At 68.3% G+C, this 20,807-nt stretch carries 20 protein-coding genes; 11 read left to right on the plus strand and 9 right to left on the minus strand.

All coding sequences use genetic code 11. The features are described 5' to 3' along the window. The first annotated feature begins 6 nt into the window (after positions 1-6). The 5 genes from lpxD to lpxB are packed head-to-tail and all read left to right on the plus strand — an operon-like array spanning position 7 to position 4,271. Positions 7-1,026, plus strand: a complete 1,020-nt coding sequence (gene lpxD / locus ACWGL1_RS08635) for a UDP-3-O-(3-hydroxymyristoyl)glucosamine N-acyltransferase (RefSeq protein ID WP_291774614.1) — start codon at positions 7-9, stop codon at positions 1,024-1,026. Further along, complete coding sequence (gene fabZ, locus ACWGL1_RS08640; protein ID WP_046653574.1) at positions 1,023-1,487, plus strand: 3-hydroxyacyl-ACP dehydratase FabZ; 465 nt, start codon at positions 1,023-1,025, stop codon at positions 1,485-1,487. Before lpxD ends, fabZ begins: the two co-directional genes overlap by 4 nt. After that, positions 1,484-2,272, plus strand: coding sequence for an acyl-ACP--UDP-N-acetylglucosamine O-acyltransferase (gene lpxA / locus ACWGL1_RS08645; protein ID WP_452111755.1), 789 nt, complete (start codon positions 1,484-1,486; stop codon positions 2,270-2,272). The genes fabZ and lpxA overlap by 4 nt, the downstream gene beginning before the upstream one ends. Then, the gene (gene lpxI, locus ACWGL1_RS08650; protein ID WP_452111756.1) at positions 2,269-3,108 is read left to right on the plus strand and encodes a UDP-2,3-diacylglucosamine diphosphatase; all 840 of its coding nucleotides are present in this window, start codon (positions 2,269-2,271) and stop codon (positions 3,106-3,108) included. The genes lpxA and lpxI overlap by 4 nt, the downstream gene beginning before the upstream one ends. Next, positions 3,105-4,271 carry a lipid-A-disaccharide synthase gene (gene lpxB, locus ACWGL1_RS08655; protein WP_452111757.1) on the plus strand — a complete coding sequence of 389 codons (1,167 nt, stop codon included), beginning with the start codon at positions 3,105-3,107 and terminating at the stop codon, positions 4,269-4,271. The genes lpxI and lpxB overlap by 4 nt, the downstream gene beginning before the upstream one ends. Positions 4,272-4,419: 148 nt before the next feature. Here the strand turns inward: lpxB and trpC are convergent, their stop codons facing one another. Genes trpC through ACWGL1_RS08670 form a run of 3 tightly spaced genes read right to left on the minus strand, consistent with a single transcriptional unit; the run spans position 4,420 to position 6,847 of the window. Beyond that, on the minus strand, positions 4,420-5,223 hold the full coding sequence (gene trpC / locus ACWGL1_RS08660; RefSeq protein ID WP_452111758.1) for an indole-3-glycerol phosphate synthase TrpC: 804 nt from the start codon (positions 5,221-5,223) through the stop codon (positions 4,420-4,422). Beyond that, positions 5,223-6,260 carry an anthranilate phosphoribosyltransferase gene (trpD, locus tag ACWGL1_RS08665; RefSeq protein ID WP_452111853.1) on the minus strand — a complete coding sequence of 346 codons (1,038 nt, stop codon included), beginning with the start codon at positions 6,258-6,260 and terminating at the stop codon, positions 5,223-5,225. The genes trpC and trpD overlap by 1 nt, the downstream gene beginning before the upstream one ends. Then, entirely contained in the window at positions 6,257-6,847 is a 591-nt protein-coding gene (locus ACWGL1_RS08670) for an anthranilate synthase component II (protein ID WP_291774631.1), read from the minus strand. The genes trpD and ACWGL1_RS08670 overlap by 4 nt, the downstream gene beginning before the upstream one ends. Positions 6,848-6,971: 124 nt before the next feature. Between ACWGL1_RS08670 and ACWGL1_RS08675 the strand changes: the two genes are divergently transcribed. Then, positions 6,972-7,160: a hypothetical protein gene (locus ACWGL1_RS08675; protein ID WP_452111759.1), complete on the plus strand. Its 189-nt coding sequence runs from the start codon at positions 6,972-6,974 to the stop codon at positions 7,158-7,160. Here ACWGL1_RS08675 and trpE read toward each other — a convergent pair. Both trpE and ACWGL1_RS08685 read right to left on the minus strand, forming a co-directional pair. Then, positions 7,157-8,674 carry an anthranilate synthase component I gene (gene trpE, locus ACWGL1_RS08680; RefSeq protein WP_291774634.1) on the minus strand — a complete coding sequence of 506 codons (1,518 nt, stop codon included), beginning with the start codon at positions 8,672-8,674 and terminating at the stop codon, positions 7,157-7,159. The two genes, ACWGL1_RS08675 and trpE, sit on opposite strands and share 4 nt — an antisense overlap. Continuing rightward, entirely contained in the window at positions 8,674-10,602 is a 1,929-nt protein-coding gene (locus tag ACWGL1_RS08685) for a peptidylprolyl isomerase (RefSeq protein ID WP_452111760.1), read from the minus strand. Before ACWGL1_RS08685 ends, trpE begins: the two co-directional genes overlap by 1 nt. Before the next feature lie 131 nt (positions 10,603-10,733). Between ACWGL1_RS08685 and tpiA the strand changes: the two genes are divergently transcribed. From tpiA to ACWGL1_RS08705, 4 genes are all read left to right on the plus strand, one after another. Further along, entirely contained in the window at positions 10,734-11,483 is a 750-nt protein-coding gene (tpiA, locus tag ACWGL1_RS08690; RefSeq protein ID WP_346521655.1) for a triose-phosphate isomerase, read from the plus strand. 85 nt (positions 11,484-11,568) lie between these two features. Next, positions 11,569-11,973, plus strand: coding sequence for a preprotein translocase subunit SecG (gene secG, locus ACWGL1_RS08695; RefSeq protein WP_312218110.1), 405 nt, complete (start codon positions 11,569-11,571; stop codon positions 11,971-11,973). A 123-nt stretch (positions 11,974-12,096) separates the two neighbouring features. Further along, positions 12,097-13,749, plus strand: a complete 1,653-nt coding sequence (locus ACWGL1_RS08700; RefSeq protein ID WP_338578526.1) for a CTP synthase — start codon at positions 12,097-12,099, stop codon at positions 13,747-13,749. Positions 13,750-13,818: 69 nt separating this feature from the next. After that, on the plus strand, positions 13,819-13,947 hold the full coding sequence (locus tag ACWGL1_RS08705; RefSeq protein ID WP_291774648.1) for a hypothetical protein: 129 nt from the start codon (positions 13,819-13,821) through the stop codon (positions 13,945-13,947). A 4-nt stretch (positions 13,948-13,951) separates the two neighbouring features. Here the strand turns inward: ACWGL1_RS08705 and ACWGL1_RS08710 are convergent, their stop codons facing one another. The 3 genes from ACWGL1_RS08710 to ACWGL1_RS08720 form a co-directional block, all read right to left on the minus strand. Beyond that, the gene (locus tag ACWGL1_RS08710; RefSeq protein ID WP_452111761.1) at positions 13,952-14,671 is read right to left on the minus strand and encodes a LamG domain-containing protein; all 720 of its coding nucleotides are present in this window, start codon (positions 14,669-14,671) and stop codon (positions 13,952-13,954) included. A 171-nt stretch (positions 14,672-14,842) separates the two neighbouring features. Continuing rightward, on the minus strand, positions 14,843-15,901 hold the full coding sequence (locus tag ACWGL1_RS08715; protein ID WP_312218106.1) for a GGDEF domain-containing protein: 1,059 nt from the start codon (positions 15,899-15,901) through the stop codon (positions 14,843-14,845). Positions 15,902-15,981: 80 nt separating this feature from the next. Further along, positions 15,982-17,442, minus strand: a complete 1,461-nt coding sequence (locus ACWGL1_RS08720) for a DEAD/DEAH box helicase (RefSeq protein WP_312218104.1) — start codon at positions 17,440-17,442, stop codon at positions 15,982-15,984. Between the two features lie 223 nt (positions 17,443-17,665). On the opposite strand from ACWGL1_RS08720, the gene ACWGL1_RS08725 reads away from it, so the two are divergent. Continuing rightward, positions 17,666-18,034: a hypothetical protein gene (locus ACWGL1_RS08725; protein ID WP_452111762.1), complete on the plus strand. Its 369-nt coding sequence runs from the start codon at positions 17,666-17,668 to the stop codon at positions 18,032-18,034. A 39-nt stretch (positions 18,035-18,073) separates the two neighbouring features. Here the strand turns inward: ACWGL1_RS08725 and topA are convergent, their stop codons facing one another. After that, complete coding sequence (gene topA / locus ACWGL1_RS08730) at positions 18,074-20,701, minus strand: type I DNA topoisomerase (protein WP_452111763.1); 2,628 nt, start codon at positions 20,699-20,701, stop codon at positions 18,074-18,076. Between the last annotated feature and the right edge of the window lie 106 nt (positions 20,702-20,807).

Consider the following 20,807-nt stretch of genomic DNA (forward strand, 5'->3'; position numbering starts at 1 on the left):
CGGGCCATGCCCGATCCGAGGTTCTTCCAGACCCTGTCGTCCCTGACGGTCGCCGCCCTCGCCGAGCACATCGGCGGGGAGGCGGTCCGGGGCGGCGAGGTCGTCATCTCGGCCGTCGCGCCCCTGTCCAGTGCGGACCGGGGCGCGATTGCGTTTCTGGGCGACCGCAAGTTCGCCGCCGCCTTGGCGCAGACGAAGGCGGGATGCGTGATCGTGCCGCCGTCGGCGCTTGATGCGGCGCCGGCTGACGCCGCCGTCATCGTATCAAACGAGGCTCAGGCCGCCTGGGCGCGGGCGTCGGCCCTGCTGCACCGACCGATCCGTCTGGATCGCGCCATCACCGCCGCCGAGGCCGCTGAGGACGACACCGTGGTGGTCGAGCCTGGCGTCATCCTGGGCGAGGGCGTCCGCATCGGACGCGGCAGCCGCATCGGCGCCAACACCGTCATCGGGCCCGGCGTCCAGATCGGCCGCGACTGCCTGATCAGCCCGGGCGTCACCGTGGGCTTCGCCCTGCTGGGCGACCGGGTGAAGCTTCTGGCGGGCGCGCGGATCGGCGAGGCGGGCTTCGGCGCCGCCGGATCGAAGGCCGGACCGGTGGACATTCCCCAACTGGGCCGCGTCATCCTGCAGGACGGGGTGACGGTCGGGGCCAACTCCTGCATCGACCGAGGCGCCTATAACGACACCGTCATCGGCGAGAACACCAAGATCGATAATCTGGTCATGATCGGCCACAACTGTGTTATCGGCCGCAACAACCTGATGGCGGCGCACACCGGCATCTCGGGTTCGGTGACCAGCGGCGACAACTGCATCTTCGGCGGCCGGGCGGGCGTGGGCGACCATATCACCATCGGCGAGGGCGCGCGCGTCGCGGCCGGCGGCGGCGTCCTGGCCGACATTCCGCCGGGCGAGACCTGGTCCGGCTATCCCGCCAAGCCCATCCGCCAGTTCTTGCGCGAGACGGTCTGGCTGTCCAAACAGGCGTCCCAGAAGAAGGGCGCGAAGGAATCGAAAGAATGAGCGAAGACAACAACATCGACTACGCCGAGGTGATGCGTCGCCTGCCGCACCGCTATCCCTTCCTGCTGGTCGACAAGGCGCAGGACTTCGTGGCGGCGACCTCGATCGTCGGCATCAAGAACGTCACCCATAACGAGCCCTTCTTCCCCGGCCACTTCCCGATCGACCCGGTCATGCCGGGCGTGCTGATCGTCGAGGCCATGGCCCAGACGGGCGCCCTGCTGATGTCCAAGTCGCTGGACGTGGCGGTGGCCGACAAGGTCATCATGTTCATGTCGATCGACGGCGTGCGCTTCCGCAAGCCCGCGCGTCCGGGCGATCAGCTGCGCATGGAGGTCAAGGTGATCAAGGCGCGCGGCGACGCCTATAAGTTCCGCGGCGAGACCTTCATCGACGGCAAGCTGGCGGCCGAGGCCGAATTCATGGCCATGGTCGTGACCGTGGCGGAGCCCGCCCAGTGACCATCCACCCGACCGCCGTCGTCGACGCCTCGGCGACCGTGGCGGACGGGGTCGAGATCGGCCCGTTCTGCACCGTGGGGCCGGGCGTGGCGCTGGCTTCCGGCGTGCGCCTGGTCAGCCATGTGGTGATCCAGCAGGACGCCAGCATCGGCGCGAATACCACGATCCACCCCTTCGCCGTCATCGGCGGCGATCCGCAGCACGGCGGATACAAGGGCGAGCCGGTTCGGCTGGAAATCGGCGAGAACAACCTGATCCGCGAGCACTGCACCTTCAACCGGGGCACGCCGCAGGGATCGGGCGTCACCCGCATCGGCTCGAACAACCTGTTCATGACCGGCGCTCACGTGGGCCACGACTGCGTGGTCGGCGACAGCGTCACCATGGCCAACAACGCCACGCTGGGCGGTCACGTCCATGTCGGCGACAGGGTGTTCCTCGGCGGCCTGTGCGCCGTGCACCAGAACGGCCGTGTGGGACAGGGCGCCATCGTCGGCGGCCTGGCCGCCGTGACGCGCGACGTCATCCCCTATGGCTCGGCCTGGGGCAATCACGCCAGCCTGCATGGCCTCAACTTGATCGGGCTGAAGCGCAAGGGCTACGGCAAGGACGCGGTGCGCCGCCTGCTGGCCGCCTATCGCGATCTGTTCGAGGGCGACGGCGTTTTCGCCGAGCGCCTGGATCGGGTCGAACAGGCCTATGCCGACCTGCCCGAGATCATGGAGATCACCGGCTTCATCCATGACGGCGGCAAGCGCCCGCTGTGCCTGCCGGGCGCGGAATGAGGACCGCGCCCAAGCTGGCCCTGATTGCGGGGTCGGGCGATCTGCCCATCCGCGTCGCCCAGTGCTGCGAGGCCGAGGGGCGCGAAGTCTTCATCATCCGCCTGAAGGGCTTCGCCGACGCCCACCTGCACCGCTGGCCGGGGCAGGACTTCAGCATGGCCGAGATCGGCAAGATCGTGAAGGCCATGCGCGCCGAGGGCTGCCGCGCGGTCTGTCTGGCGGGCTACGTCAATCGACCGGACTTCAAGACGCTGAAGCCCGATCTGAAGGGCGCGTCCCTGCTGCCGGGCATCATCGCGGCCGCGTCCAAGGGCGACGACGCCCTGCTACGCAAGATCCTGTCGGTGTTCGAGGATGAAGGCTTCGCCGTCGAGGGCGCGGACGATCTTCTGGGCGGCGAGATGCTGGCGGCGGGCGCGCTGGGCCGTGTGGCGCCGACGGCGGAGCAATTGGCGGACCTGAAGAAGGCGCTGCACGTCGCTGAAAAATCAGGTGAACTGGACATTGGTCAGGGCGCGGTCGTCTGCGACGGACTGGTGCTGGCGGTCGAGGCGCAGGAAGGCACGGACGAGATGCTGCGGCGCGTGGCTGGCCTGCCCGCCGATCTGCGCGGCTCGCCGGGCTTTGCGCGCGGCGCGCTGGGCAAGGCGCCCAAGCCGATACAGGATCTGCGCGTCGACATGCCCGTTATCGGACCGACGACGGTCGAACTGGCCGCCGCTGCGGGCCTGGCCGGGATCGGCGGGTTCGAGGGACGGCTGATCGTCATCGACCATGAAGGTCTGGTCGAGGCGGCCGACCGTCTGGGCCTGTTCGTCTGGGGAGTCGAGAGATGAGCCGTCCGTTGAAGGTCATGCTGGTGGCGGCCGAGGCGTCGGGCGATGCGCTGGGCGCCGGGCTGGCCCGGTCGCTGAAGGCGCGGCTGGGCAAGGACGTGGTCTTCGTGGGCGTCGGCGGTCCGAAGATGGCGGCCGAGGGAGTCGCCAGTCCCTTCGATATTGCTGAACTGTCGATCCTGGGCTGGATCGAGGGCCTTAAGGCCTATGGCCGGGTCAAGAAACGGGTGGTCGAGACGGCGGCGCTGGCGGCGGCGGAAAAGCCGGACGCCGTGGTGCTGATCGACAGCTGGGGCTTCACCATCCGCGTGGCTCAGGCGATCCGCGCCGCCTCGCCGAAGACGCCGCTGATCAAATACGTCGGGCCGCAGGTCTGGGCCTCGCGGCCGGGAAGGGCGAAGACGCTGGCGGGGGCGGTGGATCACCTGCTGGCCCTCTATGCGCTGGACGCGCCGTGGTTCGAGAAGGCGGGCCTGCCGACGACGGTCGTGGGTTCGCAAGCGCTGCACGTCGACATGGCGGGGGCCGACGGCGCCCGCTTTCGCGCGGCGCGAGGCATAGCGGCGGATGCGCCGCTGCTGCTGGTCCTGCCGGGCAGCCGCCCCAGCGAGATCACGCGCATGACGCCTGTCTATGAGCAGGCGGTGAAGCAGTTGAAGGCGAAGATTCCGGGGCTGGAGGTCGCTGTCGTCGCGGCGGGCACGGTAGCCGCCGACGTGGCGGGGCGGGTCGCCGCTTGGCCCTTCCGCGCCCATGTGGTGCAGGAGGCCGACAAGTACGACGCCATGAAGGCCGCAAACGCCGCCCTGGCCACCAGCGGCACGGTCTCCACCGAACTGGCGTTGGCGGGGGCGCCGATGGTCATCGCCTATAAGATCGACGGGCTGAGCTATGTGCTGATGAAACGGCTGGTGACGGCCAAGCACATCACCTTATTCAACATCGCCGCCGACGAGGCCATCGCGCCGGAGTTCATCCAGCACGAAGCGACGCCGCAGGCGCTGGCCAAGGCGGTCGGGCGGCTGCTGACCGATCCCGAGGCGGCGGCCGATCAGGCGCGTCGCCAGATCGAGGCGCTGGACCTGATGGGACGCGGCGGGCCGGACCCGTCGGAACTGGCGGCGGACGCCGTGCTGCGGGTGATTGCGGCGAAGGCGGGCTGATTACCTCACACCCGCTCATCCCGGCGGACGCCGGGACCCAGTAAGAACCTCGCCCGCAGTTTTTGGCCAATTGTGCGGGCGTTACCGTGGTTGAGCCCGTGACCGTGGCCAAAGCACTGGGTCCCGGCGTCCGCCGGGATGAGCGGGGTTAGGCCAGCAAGGCTCGCGTCGCGGCTTCCACATCCGCCTGACGCATCAGGCTTTCGCCGACCAGCAGGGCGCGGGCGCCCGCATCCGCCACTCGCGCTACGTCCTGGGGCGTGAACAGGCCGCTTTCGGCGACCAGCAGCGCGCCGTCGGGGCTCAGCGCCGCCAGTTGCTCCGTCGTCGCCAGATCGACCTCGAAGGTCCGCAGCGAGCGGTTGTTGACGCCGATCAGGGCGTCGTCGCGGCCTTGAACCAGCTTGGCGGCGCGGGCCATCTCGTCCGCGTCGTGCGTCTCGATCAGGGCGTCCATGCCCCAGCGGGTCGTCTCGGCCAGCAGGTCTGCGGCCAGGGCGTCGTCCACCATGTCCATGATGATCAGGATGCAGTCGGCGCCCAGCGCCCGGCTCTCGGCCACCTGCCACGCATCGACCAGGAAGTCCTTGCGCAGGCAGGGCAGGGCGACGGCCGCACGCGCGGCGGTCAGATAGGCGTCGTCGCCCTGGAAGCTTGGCCCGTCGGTCAGCACGGACAGGCAGGACGCGCCGCCGCGCTCATAGGCCTGGGCCAGAACGGGCGGGTCGAAATCGGCGCGGATCAGGCCCTTGGACGGGCTGGCCTTCTTGATCTCGGCGATCAGAGCCGGTTGGCCGGTCTCGGAGAAACGGCGGGCCAGGACGGCGCGGAAGCCGCGCGGGGGCGAGGCCTCGCGGGCGCGCGCCTCGATCGCGTCCTGCGATACGGCGGCCTTGCGGGCGGCGACATCCTTGCGCTTGTAGGCGGCGATGCGGTCCAGAACGTCGCTCATCAGGCGTCCTCGTCTTCGATCGGCGCGTGGGAGACGCGCACCAGTTCAGCCAGGGCGGCGGCGGCGTGACCGTCGTCGATAACGGCGGCGGCCAGTTCAGCGCCCGATTTCAAGTCTTCGACCCGCTCGGCCACCACCAGGGCGGCGGCTGCGTTCAGCAGGACGATGTCGCGGTAGGGTCCGCGCTCGCCCGCCAGCAGGGCGGTCAGGGCCGCCGCATTATGCTCGGCGTCGCCGCCGCGCAGATCGTCCAGCGTCGCCAGCGGCAGTCCGGCGTCGGCGGGCGTGACGGTGAAGCGGCGCACGGCGCCGTCCTTCCATTCGGCCACATCGGTCGGGCCTGTGGTGGTCAGTTCGTCCAGACCCTGGCCGTTGACGGTCCAAGCTCGCTTGGCGCCCAGTCGGCCCAGAACCTCGGCCAGAGGCTCCAGCAGGGCGAGGTCATATACGCCCATGACCTGATGCGTCGCGCCTGCCGGATTGCACAGCGGCCCCAACAGGTTGAACACGGTGCGGAAGCCGATCTCGCCGCGCACCGGCCCGACGTGGCGCATGGCGCCGTGATAGGTCGGCGCGAACAGGAAGGCGATGCCCGCCTGGTCCAGCGCGCGCGCCTGCTGGGCAGGCGTGGCGTCCAGATTGACGCCCAGCGCAGCCAGAACGTCGGACGAGCCGGACTTGGAACTGATGGCGCGGTTGCCGTGCTTGGCGACCTTCAGCCCGGCGCCCGCCAGAACGAAGGCGGCCGCCGTCGAGACGTTGTAGGTGTGCTGGCCGTCGCCGCCGGTGCCGCAGGTGTCGATCACCTGATCGAACGGGTGGTTCAGCGACAGGGCGGCTTCGCGCATGGCGCTGGCGAAGGCGACGATCTCGTCCACCGTCTCGCCCCGGATGCGCAGGGCGGTAACGGCGGCGGCGACCTGTGACGGGGTCGGCTCGCCGCGCAGGCAGGCGGCGAAGAAGCTCTTGGCCTCGTCCAGGGTCAGCACCTGTCCGTCGACCAGCTTGGCCAGCAGGGGCTTGATGCTGTCCATCAGACGTTCGCCAATCTCTTGACGCCCGCCAGATCGAGGAAGTTGGCGATCATCTCGTGGCCGTGCTGGGTGGCGATGGATTCCGGGTGGAACTGGACGCCGTGGATCGGCCGCGTGCGGTGCGACAGGCCCATGATCTCGCCGTCCTCGGTCCAGGCGGTGACCTCCAGCACATCAGGCAGGGTCTCGCGGCGCACGGCCAGCGAGTGATAGCGCGTCGCCGTAAACGGCGAGGGCAGGCCGCCGAACACGCCGCGCCCTACATGCAGGATGGGCGAGGTCTTGCCGTGCATCAGGGTCTTGGCGCGCACCACCTCGCCGCCGAAGGCCTGGCCGATCGACTGGTGGCCCAGGCAGACGCCTAGGATGGGCATGGTCTCGGCGGCCGTCTCGATCAGCGACAGGCAGATGCCCGCCTGGTCGGGCGCGCAGGGGCCGGGCGACAGCAGAACGGCCTCGGGCTGCAAGGCCCAGGCTTCCTCGACCGTCAGGTCGTCGTTGCGGACGACGTGCGTCCGAGCGCCCAGCTCTGCGAGGTAGTGGACGAGGTTGTAGGTGAAGCTGTCGTAGTTATCGACGACGAGGATCATGGCGAAGGCTTCTTGAGAACGGGGAGGCAGGGCGGTCCAAACATGGAAGGCAAGCGGGCCGATTGAAAGCGGACGTTAAGCTGTCCGGGCGATAGAGGGGCATCGCCATCGGAAGAAATCCGTCTTGACCCCTGTAGAATGCATCCGTGACGCCCGCGCCCTGTTGAACGAGGCGCCCAGCGAACAACCCAGACCGCTGCGCCTGCTGGCGGCGGCCGCCTTCGCCGCGACGACGGCGGTTCTTTTGGCCGGGACCATGGTCGTGGGCCCAGGCATATCATTTGACCAGGCTGCCATGGTTTCCAATCCCTAGCCGTCGGAACCCTGGCCGCGCGTGGTCGCGGTGAATCGCCAGGCTTCGCCGGCCGCCTTCATCGGCGCGCGAGCCTTGGCCAGGGTTTCAGCGTATTCGGCGGCCGGGTCGCTGTCGGCGACGACGCCGGCGCCCGCCTGAACGAAGATCTGGCCTTTCGCGAACATGGCGGTGCGCAGGACGATGCAGATGTCCGCCTCGCCATTGGCCGAGATGTAGCCGACGCCGCCGCCGTAGCCGACGCCTCGCTTTTCGGTCTCAAGCTCGTCGATGACCTCCATCGCCCGCACCTTGGGCGCGCCCGACAGGGTGCCGGCGGGCAGGGCGGCCAGAAGCGTGTCCACCGCGTCCAGCTTGGGATCGGCCGAGCCGTTGACGTTGGAGACGATGTGCATGACCTGGCTGTAGCGCTCGACCACAAAGCTTTCCGTGACCTCGACCGATCCGGGCGTCGAGACGCGGCCCACGTCGTTGCGGCCCAGGTCCAGCAGCATCAGATGCTCGGCCCGTTCCTTGGGGTCGGCCAGAAGTTCGACTTCCAGCGCCATGTCCTGTTCGGGCGTGGCGCCGCGCGGGCGGGTGCCCGCCAGCGGGCGGATAGTGACGCGCCCGTCCTTCAGTCGGACCAGGATTTCCGGGCTGGAGCCCGCCAGCTGGAAATCCACATAGTCGAGGAAGAACAGATAGGGCGACGGGTTGCCGCGCCGCAGCGAGCGATAGAAGGCGAACGGATCCTGGCCCCACGGCGCCGAGAAGCGGTGCGCCAGCACGACCTGGAAGATGTCGCCCGCGGCGATGTAGTCCTTGGCCCGCGCCACCATGCGGCCGAAGGCGGCCTCATCGACGGGAGAGTGGAAGTCGGGCGCGGGAACCGGCTCGACCTCGCGCTGGATCGGCAGGGGGCCGCGCAGGCGGTCCTCGAAGTCCTCCAGTCGGGCCTCGGCGGCGGCATGGGCTTGGCTCGGATCGGCCGCCGTGTCGGGATAGGCGGCGGAGATCAGGACGATCTCGTGCTTCACCGAATCGAAGATGGCGACCAGGGCCGGGCGCGCCATGACGGCGTCGGACAGGTCCAGAGGGTCGGGGTTGGCCGGACCCAGCGGCTCCAGCAGACGCACCATATCATAGCCGAAGACGCCGAACAGACCGGCGGCCATCGGGGGCAGGTCGGCGGGCAACTCGAACTTCGTCGCCGCGATCAGGGCGCGCAGGGACTCCAGCGCGGGCCGGTCTTCCGGGGTGAAGACGTCGGCCAAGACGTCGGCGCCGCGCGCAATCTCCGCCTTGCCGTCGCGACAGCGCCAGACCACGTCCGGCGACAGGGTGACGAAGGAATAGCGGCCGTTGACGGCGCCGCCTTCGACCGACTCGAACAGGCTGGCGTAGCGCCGCCCGTGCCCGACCTTAAGGAAGGCCGAGACGGGGGTCTCCAGGTCATCAACCAGGCGGCGGACCAGAACCTGAGGGCGGCCCGCCGACAGACCGGCGATGAAGGCGTCGCGTTCTTGAAGCATTACTTCTTGGCGGGAGCAGGCGCCGTAGCCGGAGCCGCCGCGACCGGAGCCTCGACGCCCAGAGCTTGCAGGCCGGCGGCCGGGTCGTTGCGCGACTTGGTGCGTGCAGCGGCGGCGGCGATGGTGCGGTCGGCCAGGGTGTTGGCCAGCTCTTCGGTCAGACGCGGGCGAGCCTGCTCGGCCAGCGGTGCGGCCAGGGCCGGATCGGCGGCGTGGATGGCGTCGACGCGGCCGACCACGAAGGCGGTCTGCGACTGGGCGTCGGAGAAGACCTGACCCTTGCTCTGGCCGAACAGGCCGCGCAGCACGCCGTCGCCGACCTGGGCCTGCGACTCGCGGCTCTGCTGCACGCCGGTGCGGACGGTCAGCTGGGCGCCGGCCTCGGCGGCCACCTTGGCGATGTCCTCGCCGGCGCGGACGCGGCCGGCCAGTTGTTCGGCCTTGGCCGACAGCAGGCGGGCGTTTTCACGCAGGGTCCACTGCTGACCCAGCGGGCCGCGCACTTCTTCCAGCGTGGGCAGGGCCGAGGGGCGGATGTCGTCGAGGCGGACGGCGAAATACTGACCGTCTCCGGCGTCGATGACGTCGCTCTCGCCGCCCTTGGACAGGGCGTAGGCGCTTTCCAGAACCTGACGCGGGGCGTTCATCGGCTGGCCGTCGGGCAGTTGGCCCTGCTGGGTGAAGGGCGGCAGCTGGATGACGCGGGCCTTGGCGGCCGCGGCGGCGTCGGCCAGGTTCTTGCCTTCCTGACGCGCCTTCTCGAACTGCTCGACCTTGGCGTAGGTCGCGGCCTTGACCGCTTCGGCTTGCAGCTCCTGGGTCAGGGCGGGGCGGGCGCTTTCCAGCGTCACGGCCTGACCGGCCTGGATGGCGGCCAGCTTGGCGACGGTGAAGCCCAGGCGGCCCTGGATCGGCGCCGAGACCTGGTCGATAGCCAGGCCGAACACGGCGGCGCCGACCGCGGGGTCGCCAACGGCGGCCTGCGGCGTGGCCTTGTAGTCGCCCAGCTGGATGTTGTTGGCCTTGGCGACCTCAGCCGGGTTCTTGCCGGCGCGCAGGTCAGCGGCGATCTTGTCGGCGGCTTCCTTGGTCGGAACCGTCAGGGTGACGAAGGTGCGCTTTTCCGGGTCGGCCAGGGCGGCCTTGCGGAACTCATAACGCTCGTTGATCTGCTCTTCGGTGACGGTCGGGCGAGGATCGTTCGGGCCGGGCGTGAACAGCACCAGGGAGATCATGCGGAACTCGGGGCTGCGCAGGCGCGCCTCGTTCTCCTTCATGAAGGCGGTCAGCTGGGCGTCGGTCGGCGCGCCCGCGCGGCCGGCCATGTCCTGAGTCACCGAGAACCAGCGGCCGTCGCGGGTTTCCAGCGCCTGACCCGCCAGCAGGGCGGCGTAGACGCGCGGGGCCTGCAGGCCGGCGAAGACGGCCGAGCCGACGTGCGAGGTGACGTACTGGTCGCGCAGGTCCTGCTCGAGCATTTCCGAGGTCAGGTTCTGCTGGGCCAGGGCCTGAACGTAGAGGTCTTGGTCGAACTGGCCCGTGATCTGGTTGAAGAAGGCCGGAATCTTGCGAATCTCGGCCAGCACCAGCTCCTTGCCCGGACGGATGCCCGCCTTATAGGCCCAGTCCAGGAAGCCGAGACGTTGGGTCTGGCTGTCGAGATACTGCTGATGCAGGTTCTCCTTGACCATGTCGTCATAGCTGACGGGGCGGCCGGCCTGCTCCTGCAGATTGGCGCGCACGCGCTCGAAGTCGGCGCGGAACTGGTTGGAATCGACGCTGCGGTCGCCGGCGCTGATGATATGGCGCGGCCCCAGGTTGGCGAAGATGTCGGATTGCGCGCCGACGATCAGGAAGCTGAGGATGATCAGGGCGAACAGGCCGGCGGCCCATTTCGACTTGGCGAAGTTGCGGAAGAGCGTGATCATCTAAGAAGAACCTGACGAGGGCCGGCGTCGAAAGGGCGCCAAGGGTCGCGTATAGGGGGTGCGGGGCCGCCGCCGCAAGTGAGGCTTGACGACATCTTGGCTTCCGCGACCGTCGCCACTAGACAGGCCGCATGAAACAATCTGTGAAGCTGGTCGCCGGCAACTGGAAAATGAACGGCCTGGGCGCGAGCCTGGCCGAGGCTGAAACCCTCGCAAAGGCGCTGAAGGAACAGGCTGCGGCCTGCCGCGTCGCCCTGTGTCCGCCCGCCACCCTGATCGATCGGATGGCCCAGACGCTGAAGGGCGGCGTCGTCGAAATCGGCGGGCAGGACTGCCACGCCGAGGCGTCGGGCGCCTATACCGGCTCGGTCTCGGCCGGGATGGTCCGCGATGCGGGCGCCGGCCTGGTGATTCTCGGCCACTCCGAACGTCGCGCCGGTTTCGGGGAAACCGACGCCGACGTCGCCGCCAAGGTCGAGGCCGCCCTGGCTGCCGGTCTGGAGCCGATCATCTGCATCGGCGAGACGCTTCAGGAACGCGAAGCCGGACAGGCGGTCGAGGTCGTCAGCCGTCAGGTCGCCGGTTCGCTGCCGGTCTCGCTGGCGGGCAAGGCTTTCGCCGTGGCCTATGAGCCCGTCTGGGCCATCGGCACCGGCCTGACGCCGACGCTGGAGCAGATCGAAGAGGTCCACGCCGCCGTGCGCGCGGCCATGATCGCCAGGCTGGGGGAGGGCGGCCGCGCCGCGCCGATCCTGTACGGCGGCTCGGTCAAGCCGTCGAACGCGGCCGAGATCCTGGCCGTGGCCGAGGTCGGCGGCGCCCTGGTCGGCGGCGCCTCGCTGAAGGCCGAAGACTTCCTGGGCATCATCCGCGCGGTTTGACCGCCTGACAGTTTGCTCGAAACCCGCAACGGTGTTAGAGGCGGCCGCTTGATCGGCGCGTTTCTGCGCCCACATGAATGACGCCATGCTCCAGACCATTCTGCTCGTCGCGATGATCATCATCTCGGTCGCCTTGTCGGCCGTGATCCTGCTGCAACGTTCCGAGGGCGGCGCCCTGGGCATGGGCGGCGGTCCTTCGGGCTTCATGACGGCGCGCGGCGCGGGCAATCTGCTGACCCGCACCACGTCATTCCTGGCGGTGGCCTTCTTCGTCTGCGCCATCGGTCTGACGATCGCGGGCAACTATGCGCGCGGGTCGCGGTCGGTGATCGACGCTGACGCCGTCGGCTCGATCGCGCTGGACCAGCCGCAAGAAACGGCTCCGGCCGCTCCGGAAGCCGCGCCGGCGACCCCGGCCGCTCCGGCCGCGCCGTCGCTGGACGATCTGGAAGCCAGCCTGCCGGCCGGCCAGGGCGCGCCCGCCCAGTAAGGGCGTCGCCGCCATCGAGTTTGGGGAAGCGCGCCGCGAGGCGCGCTTTCTTCTTTTGATCAACAGTTGGATTCGTTCAGGGCCTCTCCGCTCCGGACGAATCATGGAGTAAGGTGTCCGCCCATGGCTCGCTATGTGTTCATCACCGGCGGCGTGGTTTCCTCTCTTGGAAAAGGCCTCGCTTCCGCCGCTCTCGGCGCTCTTCTGCAGGCGCGCGGCTACAAGGTCCGCCTGCGTAAGCTGGACCCTTATCTCAACGTCGATCCGGGCACGATGAGCCCCTATCAGCACGGCGAGGTCTTCGTGACCGACGACGGCGCCGAGACGGACCTCGACCTGGGCCACTATGAGCGCTTCACCGGCGTCTCGGCGGCCAAGTCGGACAACATCACGACCGGCCGCATCTATCAGACGATCATCGAGAAGGAGCGTCGCGGCGACTATCTGGGCGCGACCGTCCAGGTGATCCCGCACGTCACCGACCAGATCAAGCAGTTCTGCCTCAACCCGGCCAAGACCGATGCGGGCGAGGATGTGGACTTCGTCCTGGTCGAAATCGGCGGCACCGTCGGCGACATCGAGGGCCTGCCCTTCTTCGAGGCGATCCGCCAGCTGGAGCAGGACCTGCCGCGGGGCCAGTCGTGCTTCGTCCATCTGACTCTGCTGCCCTTCATCAAGACCGCCGGCGAGATGAAGACCAAGCCGACGCAGCACTCGGTCAAGGAGCTGCGCTCCATCGGCATCCAGCCCGATATCCTGCTGTGCCGGTGCGAGGCGCCGATCCCGGCCGACGAGAAGCGCAAGATCGCCCAGTTCTGCAACGTCCGCCCCGACAGCGTTATTCAGGCGATGGACTCGGCCGACATCTACGCCGTGCCGCTGGATTATCACCGCGAGGGTCTGGACACCCAGGTGCTGGCCCACTTCGGCCTGGATGATGCGCCGGCGCCGGAGTTGTCCGGCTGGAACGAGATCGTGCGTCGTCGCCTGCATCCGGACGGCGAGGTCACCATCGCCGTGGTCGGCAAATACACTGTGCTGAAGGACGCCTATAAGTCATTGATCGAGGCGCTGCAGCACGGCGGCGTCGCCAACAACGCCAAGGTCAATATCGACTGGGTCGAGGCCGACACCTTCGAAGGCGACCCGCAGGCCTGCGCCGAACGTCTGGAAGGCGCCCACGCCATCCTCGTGCCCGGCGGCTTCGGCGAGCGTGGGGCGGAGGGCAAGATCGAGGCGGCGCGCTACGCCCGCGAGCGCAAGATTCCCTATTTCGGAATCTGCTTCGGCATGCAGATGGCGGTGATCGAGGCGGCGCGAAACCTGGCGGGCTTCCCCAAGGCGACCTCGACCGAGTTCGGCCCGGCGGATGAACCCGTGGTCGGCCTGATGACCGAGTGGGTCCAGGGCAATGAGCGCGTCAAGCGCGAGCATGGCGGCGATCTGGGCGGCACCATGCGTCTGGGCGCCTACGCCTCGACCCTGGCGCCGGGCTCCAAGATCGCCGAGATCTATGGTCAGACCGACATCAACGAACGCCACCGACACCGCTATGAGGTGAACATCAACTACCGCGAGGCGGTGGAGCAGAAGGGCGGGCTGTTCTTCGCCGGCATGTCGCCGGACGGCGTCCTGCCGGAAACGGTCGAGCGCCGGGACCACCCCTGGTTCATCGGCGTCCAGTACCACCCGGAATACCGCAGCCGCCCCTTCGCCCCGCATCCGCTGTTCGCCAGCTTCATCGCGGCGGCCCTGGTGCAGAGCCGGCTGGTCTGATCACGAATCCTTGTTGGGGCGTTCGCCTAACCGTGTGTCATCATGTTGTTAACCTTTTGGGCGACGCAGATGGCAGGCGAGATTCTCTACTTTCTGCACCGGCATTTCCGCCTGGTGTTTCTGGTCGGCGCGACGGTCGGCGTGATGACGCTTGGCCTGATCTTTCGCAGCCTTCTGCGCCTTCTGTTCAGCGCTTAGACCTTCAGGGGCGCGGCAGGACGAACTGATCGGGCGTCAAGGCGGAGCGAGAGAAGGCGGCCGCCCGCACCGCGCCGTTGAAGTAGTTGACCCGATTGAACCGACATCCGATCGAGGACGCTCCGGGGCCCTGTGGCTTGAAGGCCAGCGGCGCCTCGCCTTCCAGTCGGCCGTTGACGTAGCTGCGGTAGGTCGCGCCGTCGAAGGTTTGAGCGACGTGAGCCCAGGCGCCGACGGGGTGCAATTTGTCCGGGAAGATCAAGGTGTGATTGTAGCCGGGCCCCTTGGTGAAGGCGTCCAGGCACCATTGCTCGCCGAAGACCCTGATTTCAAACAGAAAGCGGGTGCCGGGCCAGTCGGGTCCGGCGTCAGGAGGCGGGGTTTCCTGAAGGTGGAACCAGCGCTGCTCATGCGCCCCGCCGTCGGGGCGAAACAGGGCTTCGAAGGTGAAGCGCGACGCCCCGGCCAGGGGATGGTTCTCGATGAAAAGAGCGTCGTCGACGCCGTCGAAGGACGCGGCCTGACCCCAGGGCGAATCCGTCAGGCGGGGGCCGCCCTCCGCCTTGACGGCGTGTCCGCCGATCTCGTCCAGCCGGTCGAAGGTCCAAAGATCAGCAGGCGAGCGGAGCGTCGCGCGATCCGGAGAGGAGGCGCACGCCGCCGTGGTCAGGGCCAGACCGCCCATCAGCGTCAGACGACGGGTCGGCAAGAAGGGCGCGCGCATTTCGGAACTCCTATGACACCGGTGGCCATTCTGTTCGCTCTACCGGACCGGAAGGGCGTCGACGCGATCCTGACGGCCGCACCGGCGCGGTCAAGATCGATTCGGCTGTGATGGGCGACTCAGAGGTCGTCTGCGGGAGCGCTCGCGCGGAAACGGGTTTGCTGGAACCGCTTAGGCGGCGGCGGAAGCGACCGCCTCAGCGTTGGTGACCCGGTTGCGACCCGTCCGCTTGGAGGCGTAGAGGGCCTCGTCGGCGCGCTCCAGGAACTGGGACGCCGCTTCGCCGGAGCGGCGCAGCGCGAAGCCGACGGAAATGGTCACGGCGCCCAGGTCGTCGTTGGTCGAACGGCGGCGCAGGCTGCGTGAAGCGATTTCTTCGCGGGCGGCGTTGAGCGCGGCCTCGATCGCGCCCGCCGTCTCGCGCGGGAAGATGACGGCGAATTCTTCGCCGCCATAGCGGGCGGCGATGCGCGGCGCCCGCGCTATGCGGCCCAGGACGCTGGCCACATAGCGCAGCACCTGATCGCCGGTCTGATGGCCCCAGGTGTCGTTGAACCGCTTGAAGTGGTCGATGTCGATCAGGGCCAGTCCGATCGGGGTCGCGTCGCTCTCGGCCTCGTCGCACATGCGCTGCAGTTGTTCGTCGAACGCCTTGCGGTTGGCCAGGTTGGTCAGGGCGTCGGTCATGGCGTCGCGACGGACCTGCTCCAGGTGGTCGCGCAGCTTGACGACCTCGCGATTGGAAGATTCCAGACGACGCTCCAGCGCCGAAGTATGACGACGGATTCGCCGCGTGGCGTCGCTGAGCGAGGAGACGATGACGCCCAGGCTGTCGGTGTCGGGCGCCGAGGCCATGCGGTCGGCCGCCTGGGCCAGGGTGTCGCCATAGTCGGCCTGGCTCTCGCGCGCCTTGTCGATGGCTGCGGCCACCGCCGCCAGTTCGCGGTTCAGGACGACGCCGGCGTCACGAATCTCTTCCGAGAGGCGGCTACGCGGCAGGAACTCGGCTGCCAGCATCTCGGCCGTGGTGTCGGTGAACGGCGCGCCGCTGGACAGCAGGCGCGCCATTTCCTGGCTCAGCGGGCTGTCAGGCGCGCTGAGGTAGTGCAGCCAGAGTTCGAAATTCAACGGCGTCGGCCAGACCGCCGCCGCCTGCATGGCGTCCACCGCCCGGCGCGCCAGGGCATAGGCTTCCGGACTGCGGACCGTGGTGTCGACCTGAGTGGCCATGCCTTGAGCGCCCCTGGGAAGTTCAGGCCGGAACGTTAGCTCGGCCTTCCGTAACGCAGGGTTAAACTAGGAACTGGCTGTCAGTCAGCAAAAACGACCGGTCGTCGCAGGAAGGCCGGCACGTCGTCACCAAAGGCGCTGCCGCGAACAGTCTCGGCGGGTTTGGAGACAGTCTGGGCGGCGGGAGCGCGATCTTCGGATTTCTTGCGGCTGCGCGAACGGCGCGGCGCCTCGTCGGCTTGCGGCGTCGAAGTCTCGGGCGCAGCGGGAATCTCGCTGACCTCGACGGCTTCGACCGGCGCGGCCTCGAGCGATTTGCGCGAGCGGCTGCGTTCGCTGCGCTCGCCGCGCCCACGACCGCGGCTGGAGCGGCTGTCGTCGCGCGGGCGGTCCTTGATCGAGGCGAAGTCGATGTCGTCCAGCGGCAGTTCGACCGGCTCCTTCTTGATCAGCTTCAGCACCTTGTCCAACGACTTGTCGTCGGCGGGCGTCACGATCATGAAGGCCTCGCCCAGGCGTCCGGCGCGCCCGGTGCGGCCGATGCGGTGGACATAGTCGTCGGCGTGGTGCGGAACGTCATAGTTGAAGACGTGGCTGACGGCCGGGATGTCCAGGCCGCGCGCGGCGACGTCGGACGCGACCAGCAGCTTCAGCTCGCCGCTGCGGAAATCGGACAGGGTCTTCATCCGCAACGACTGGTCTAGGTCGCCGTGGATCGGCGCGGCGTTGAAGCCGTGGACCTGAAGCGACTTGGCGACGATGTCGACTTCGGACTTGCGGTTGCAGAAGACGATGCCGTTCTGGACCTCGCCGCGCTCGACCAGGGCGCGCAGGGCGGTGCGCTTGGCCTTGGGGTCCGAGGTCGGCAGGCGGGTGATGTGCTGGGTGATTGTGTCGGCGGTCGTGGCCGGGCGCGCCACCTCGATCCGGGTCGGATCCTTGAGGAATTGCTGGGTCAGGCGCGTGATCTCCGGCGGCATGGTGGCCGAGAAGAACAGGGTCTGGCGGCGCGGCGGCGTCAGCTTGAAGATGCGCTCGATGTCCGGGATGAAGCCCATGTCCAGCATCCGGTCGGCTTCGTCGACCACCATCATCTCGACGCCGGTCAGCAGCATCTTGCCGCGATCGAACAGGTCCAGCAGACGGCCCGGCGTGGCGATCAGAACGTCCACGCCCTTGTTCAAGGCGGCGACCTGGTCGCCCATGGAGACGCCGCCGATCAGCAGCACCCAGTTCAGGCGCGTGCCCTTGGCGTATTTGGCGAAGCTTTCGGCGACCTGGTCGGCCAGTTCGCGGGTCGGCGCCAGCACCACGGCGCGCGGCATCCGGGCGCGAGCGCGGCCTGAGGCCAGGCGATCGACCATGGGCAGGGTGAAGGCGGCCGTCTTGCCGGTGCCGGTCTGGGCGATGCCGAGGACGTCGCGTCCGGCCAGGGCCACCGGAATGGCTTGTTCCTGGATCGGCGTGGCGGTCGTGTAGCCGGTATCGGCGACCGCCTGAAGGGTCGTGGGCGAAAGGCCCAGCTTGGAGAATTCAGTCATGCAGTCCTGAAGGGACGGAGGATAGCGTTCGCAAACGCCTTCAGCTGACGGAACCGCCCCTCGTGGGCGAGCGGGCGGCGCGCATCGCCAGTCCTGTTCCGAGCCTGCGGCCGTATATGGAAGGCCCTACGCCTCAGTCAAGTATTTCTGTTCGGAACAGCCCGCTTGGCGCCGGCGTTTCGGCCTGTATGGTCCCGCGTCGGGACTGGGAGAGGGACGCCGAATGCGCGTAGCCGTATGGATCGCGGTGATGCTGGCTGCGCCGACAAGCGCCTGGGCGTCCGGCGGGCGCGAGGCGGACGCCATGAGCGCGGCGTTCGGCAATACCGTCGTTTCCTACTATGCCGACGGGAACTGGGTGAAACACTGGTTCGACCGCGACGGCGCCTATAGCGCCCTGTTTTCAGATGGGCGCCGCCTGACCGCCCGCTGGGCGCGCGAGGGCGACAAGGTGTGTCTGAACGGGATTCGTCCGCGCATGATTCTGTCACGCTTCTGCACGCCCCTGGTCGACGCTTCGGTGGGCGAGACCTGGCCCGGACGCGACCCTCTGGGACGCCGCGTCCGCAACGAGCTGATTGCAGGGCGGTAAGAAAAACGCCCCCGTTCGTGAGAACGAGGGCGCTTCGTCTTATTCGGCTTCCGCAGTCTTCTTGGCGGGAGCCTTCTTTGCAGCCGGTTTCTTGGCCGCAGGCTCCTTCTTCGCCGTGGGCTTTTTCGCAGCGGCCTTCTTGGCGGGCGCCTTCTTCTTCGGTGCTGCGCCGGCCTTGGCCGCCAGCAGGGGCAGGGCGGCCTCCATCGTCATGTCTTCGGGCGCCGTGCCCTTCGGCAGGGTGGCGTTGATCTTGCCCGACTTGACGTAGGGGCCGTAGCGCCCGGCCATGACCTGAACGGCCTCGCCCGTTTCCGGGTGGGCGCCCAGCTCCTTCAGCGGCGCGGCGGCCGAGGCGCGACCTGCACGACCCGCACGCTTTTCGGCCAGCAGGGCGACCGCGCGGTTCAGGCCGACGTCGAACACCTCCTCGATGTCCGCGACGTTGGCGTAGGTGCCCGCGTGCGCCACGAACGGCCCGTAGCGGCCCAGGCTGGCGGTGATCATCTTGCCGTCCTCGGGATGCGGACCCACGTCGCGCGGCAGGCTGAGCAGGCGCAGCGCCTTCTCGAGGTCGATCGAGGCCGGGGACCAGCCCTTGGGCAGGGACGAGCGCTTGGGCTTGTCCGCATCCGGCGGCGTGGTTTCGACATAGGGGCCGAAGCGGCCGATCTTCAGGTGCACGGGCTGGCCGGTCGCCGGATCGACGCCCAGTTCGCGATCGCCGCTCTCCGCGCCGCCGTCGGCCGCGTCAGGCGAGGCCACCGGGCGGGTGTATTTGCACTCCGGATAGCGCGAGCAGCCGATGAAGGCGCCGAAGCGGCTGGTCTTCAGGCTCAGTTGCCCCTGATGGCACAGGGGGCATTCGCGCGGGTCCGAACCGTCGCTCTTGTCGGGGAAGATGTGCGGGCCCAGCGCCTCATTCAGGTGGTCCAGGATGGCCGTGGTGCGCAATTCGCCTGCGGCCTGGGTCGCGGCGTGGAAATCCTGCCAGAAGCGGCGCAGCAGGGTCTTCCAGTCCAGATCGCCCGCCGACACCTCGTCCAGCTGGGTCTCCAGCGCGGCGGTGAAGTCGTACTCGACCCATTTGGCGAAGAACTGCTCGAGGAAGGCCGTGACCAGCCGTCCCTTGTCCTCGGGGAAGAAGCGGTTCTTGTCCATGCGGACGTATTCGCGGTCGCGCAGGGTCGTCAGGATGGAGGCGTAGGTCGACGGGCGGCCGATGCCCAGTTCTTCCAGCTTCTTGACCAGGGTGGCTTCCGAGAAGCGCGGCGGCGGTTCGGTGAAGTGCTGATCGGTGCGGATGGCCTCGACCTTGGCCTTGGCGCCTTCCTTCAGCGCAGGCAGGCGGCCGCCTTCGTCGTCCTCGTCCTCGGCGCCCTTTTGCTTGTCGTCGCGGCCTTCTTCATAGGCGGCGATGAAGCCGTCGAAGACCACGACCTGGCCGGTGGCGCGAAGGCCCGTCTGGCCGTCGGGCGTCTCGATCTCGACCGTGGTGCGGTCCAGACGCGCCGATTCCATCTGCGAGGCGATCATCCGCTTCCAGATCAGTTCGTACAGACGCTGCAGATCGCTATCGAGCCGCAGGGTGTCGGGGCTGCGCAGGATGTTGGTCGGACGAATGGCCTCGTGCGCTTCCTGGGCGTTCTTGGCCTTGGTCTTGTAGTAGCGCGGCTCGGCCGGGACATAGGCGGGGCCGAAACGCTGGCCGATGGCCTCGCGCGCCTGGGCGATGCCCTCGGGCGTCACATAGACGCCGTCGGTCCGCATATAGGTGATCAGGCCGCCGGTGTCGTCGACGCCCTCATACAGCTTCTGCGCCGCCTGCATGGTGCGCTGGGCGGTGAAACCCAGTTTGCGCGCGGCTTCCTGTTGCAGGGTCGAGGTGGTGAAGGGCGGGGCGGGGGACCGTTTGGCCGGCTTCTTCTCGACCGATTTGATGGTGAAGTCGCCGCTATGGACGGCTTCGCGCGCCGCCATGGCCATGGCCTCGGACACGATGTCCAGACGCTGGACGCGCTTGCCTTCGTGCTTGACCAGACGGGCGGTGAAGGGCGGGCTGTCGGCGATCAGATCGGCCTCGATCGACCAGTATTCCTGAGCCTTGAACCGCTCGATCTCCATCTCGCGGTCGACGACGATGCGCAGGGCGACCGATTGGACACGCCCGGCCGAGCGTGCGCCCGGCAGCTTGCGCCACAGCACCGGCGACAGGTTGAAGCCTACCAGATAGTCCAGCGCCCGGCGCGCCAGATAGGCGTCCACCAGCTCCATATCCAGCTGGCGCGGGTTGGCCATGGCCTCCAGCACCGCCGACTTGGTGATGGCGTTGAAGGTGACGCGCTGGACGTCCTTGTCCTTCAGCGCCTTCTTCTTGTTCAGGATTTCCAGAACGTGCCAGCTGATCGCCTCGCCCTCGCGGTCGGGGTCGGTGGCCAGGATGACGCGGTCGGAGGCCTTGGCGGCCTCGGCGATCTCCGACAGGCGTTTGGAGGCCTTGGCGTCGACCTCCCAGTGCATGGCGAAGTCATCGTCAGGCAGGACGGAGCCGTCCTTGGACGGCAGGTCGCGGACGTGGCCGTAGGAAGCCAGAACCTTATAGTCCGAGCCCAGGTACTTATTGATGGTCTTGGCCTTGGCGGGGCTCTCGACGATGACGAGATTCATGGCGCTCTATCGGGGAAAACGGGGCGCGAACGTGGTTGCGGCGGGCGCGGAAGTCAATCGGCGCGTTGAAGATGGGCAACCATTCCGGGTAACGTGAGTTTACAAG

The organism is Brevundimonas sp. NPDC055812 (assembly GCF_053616535.1).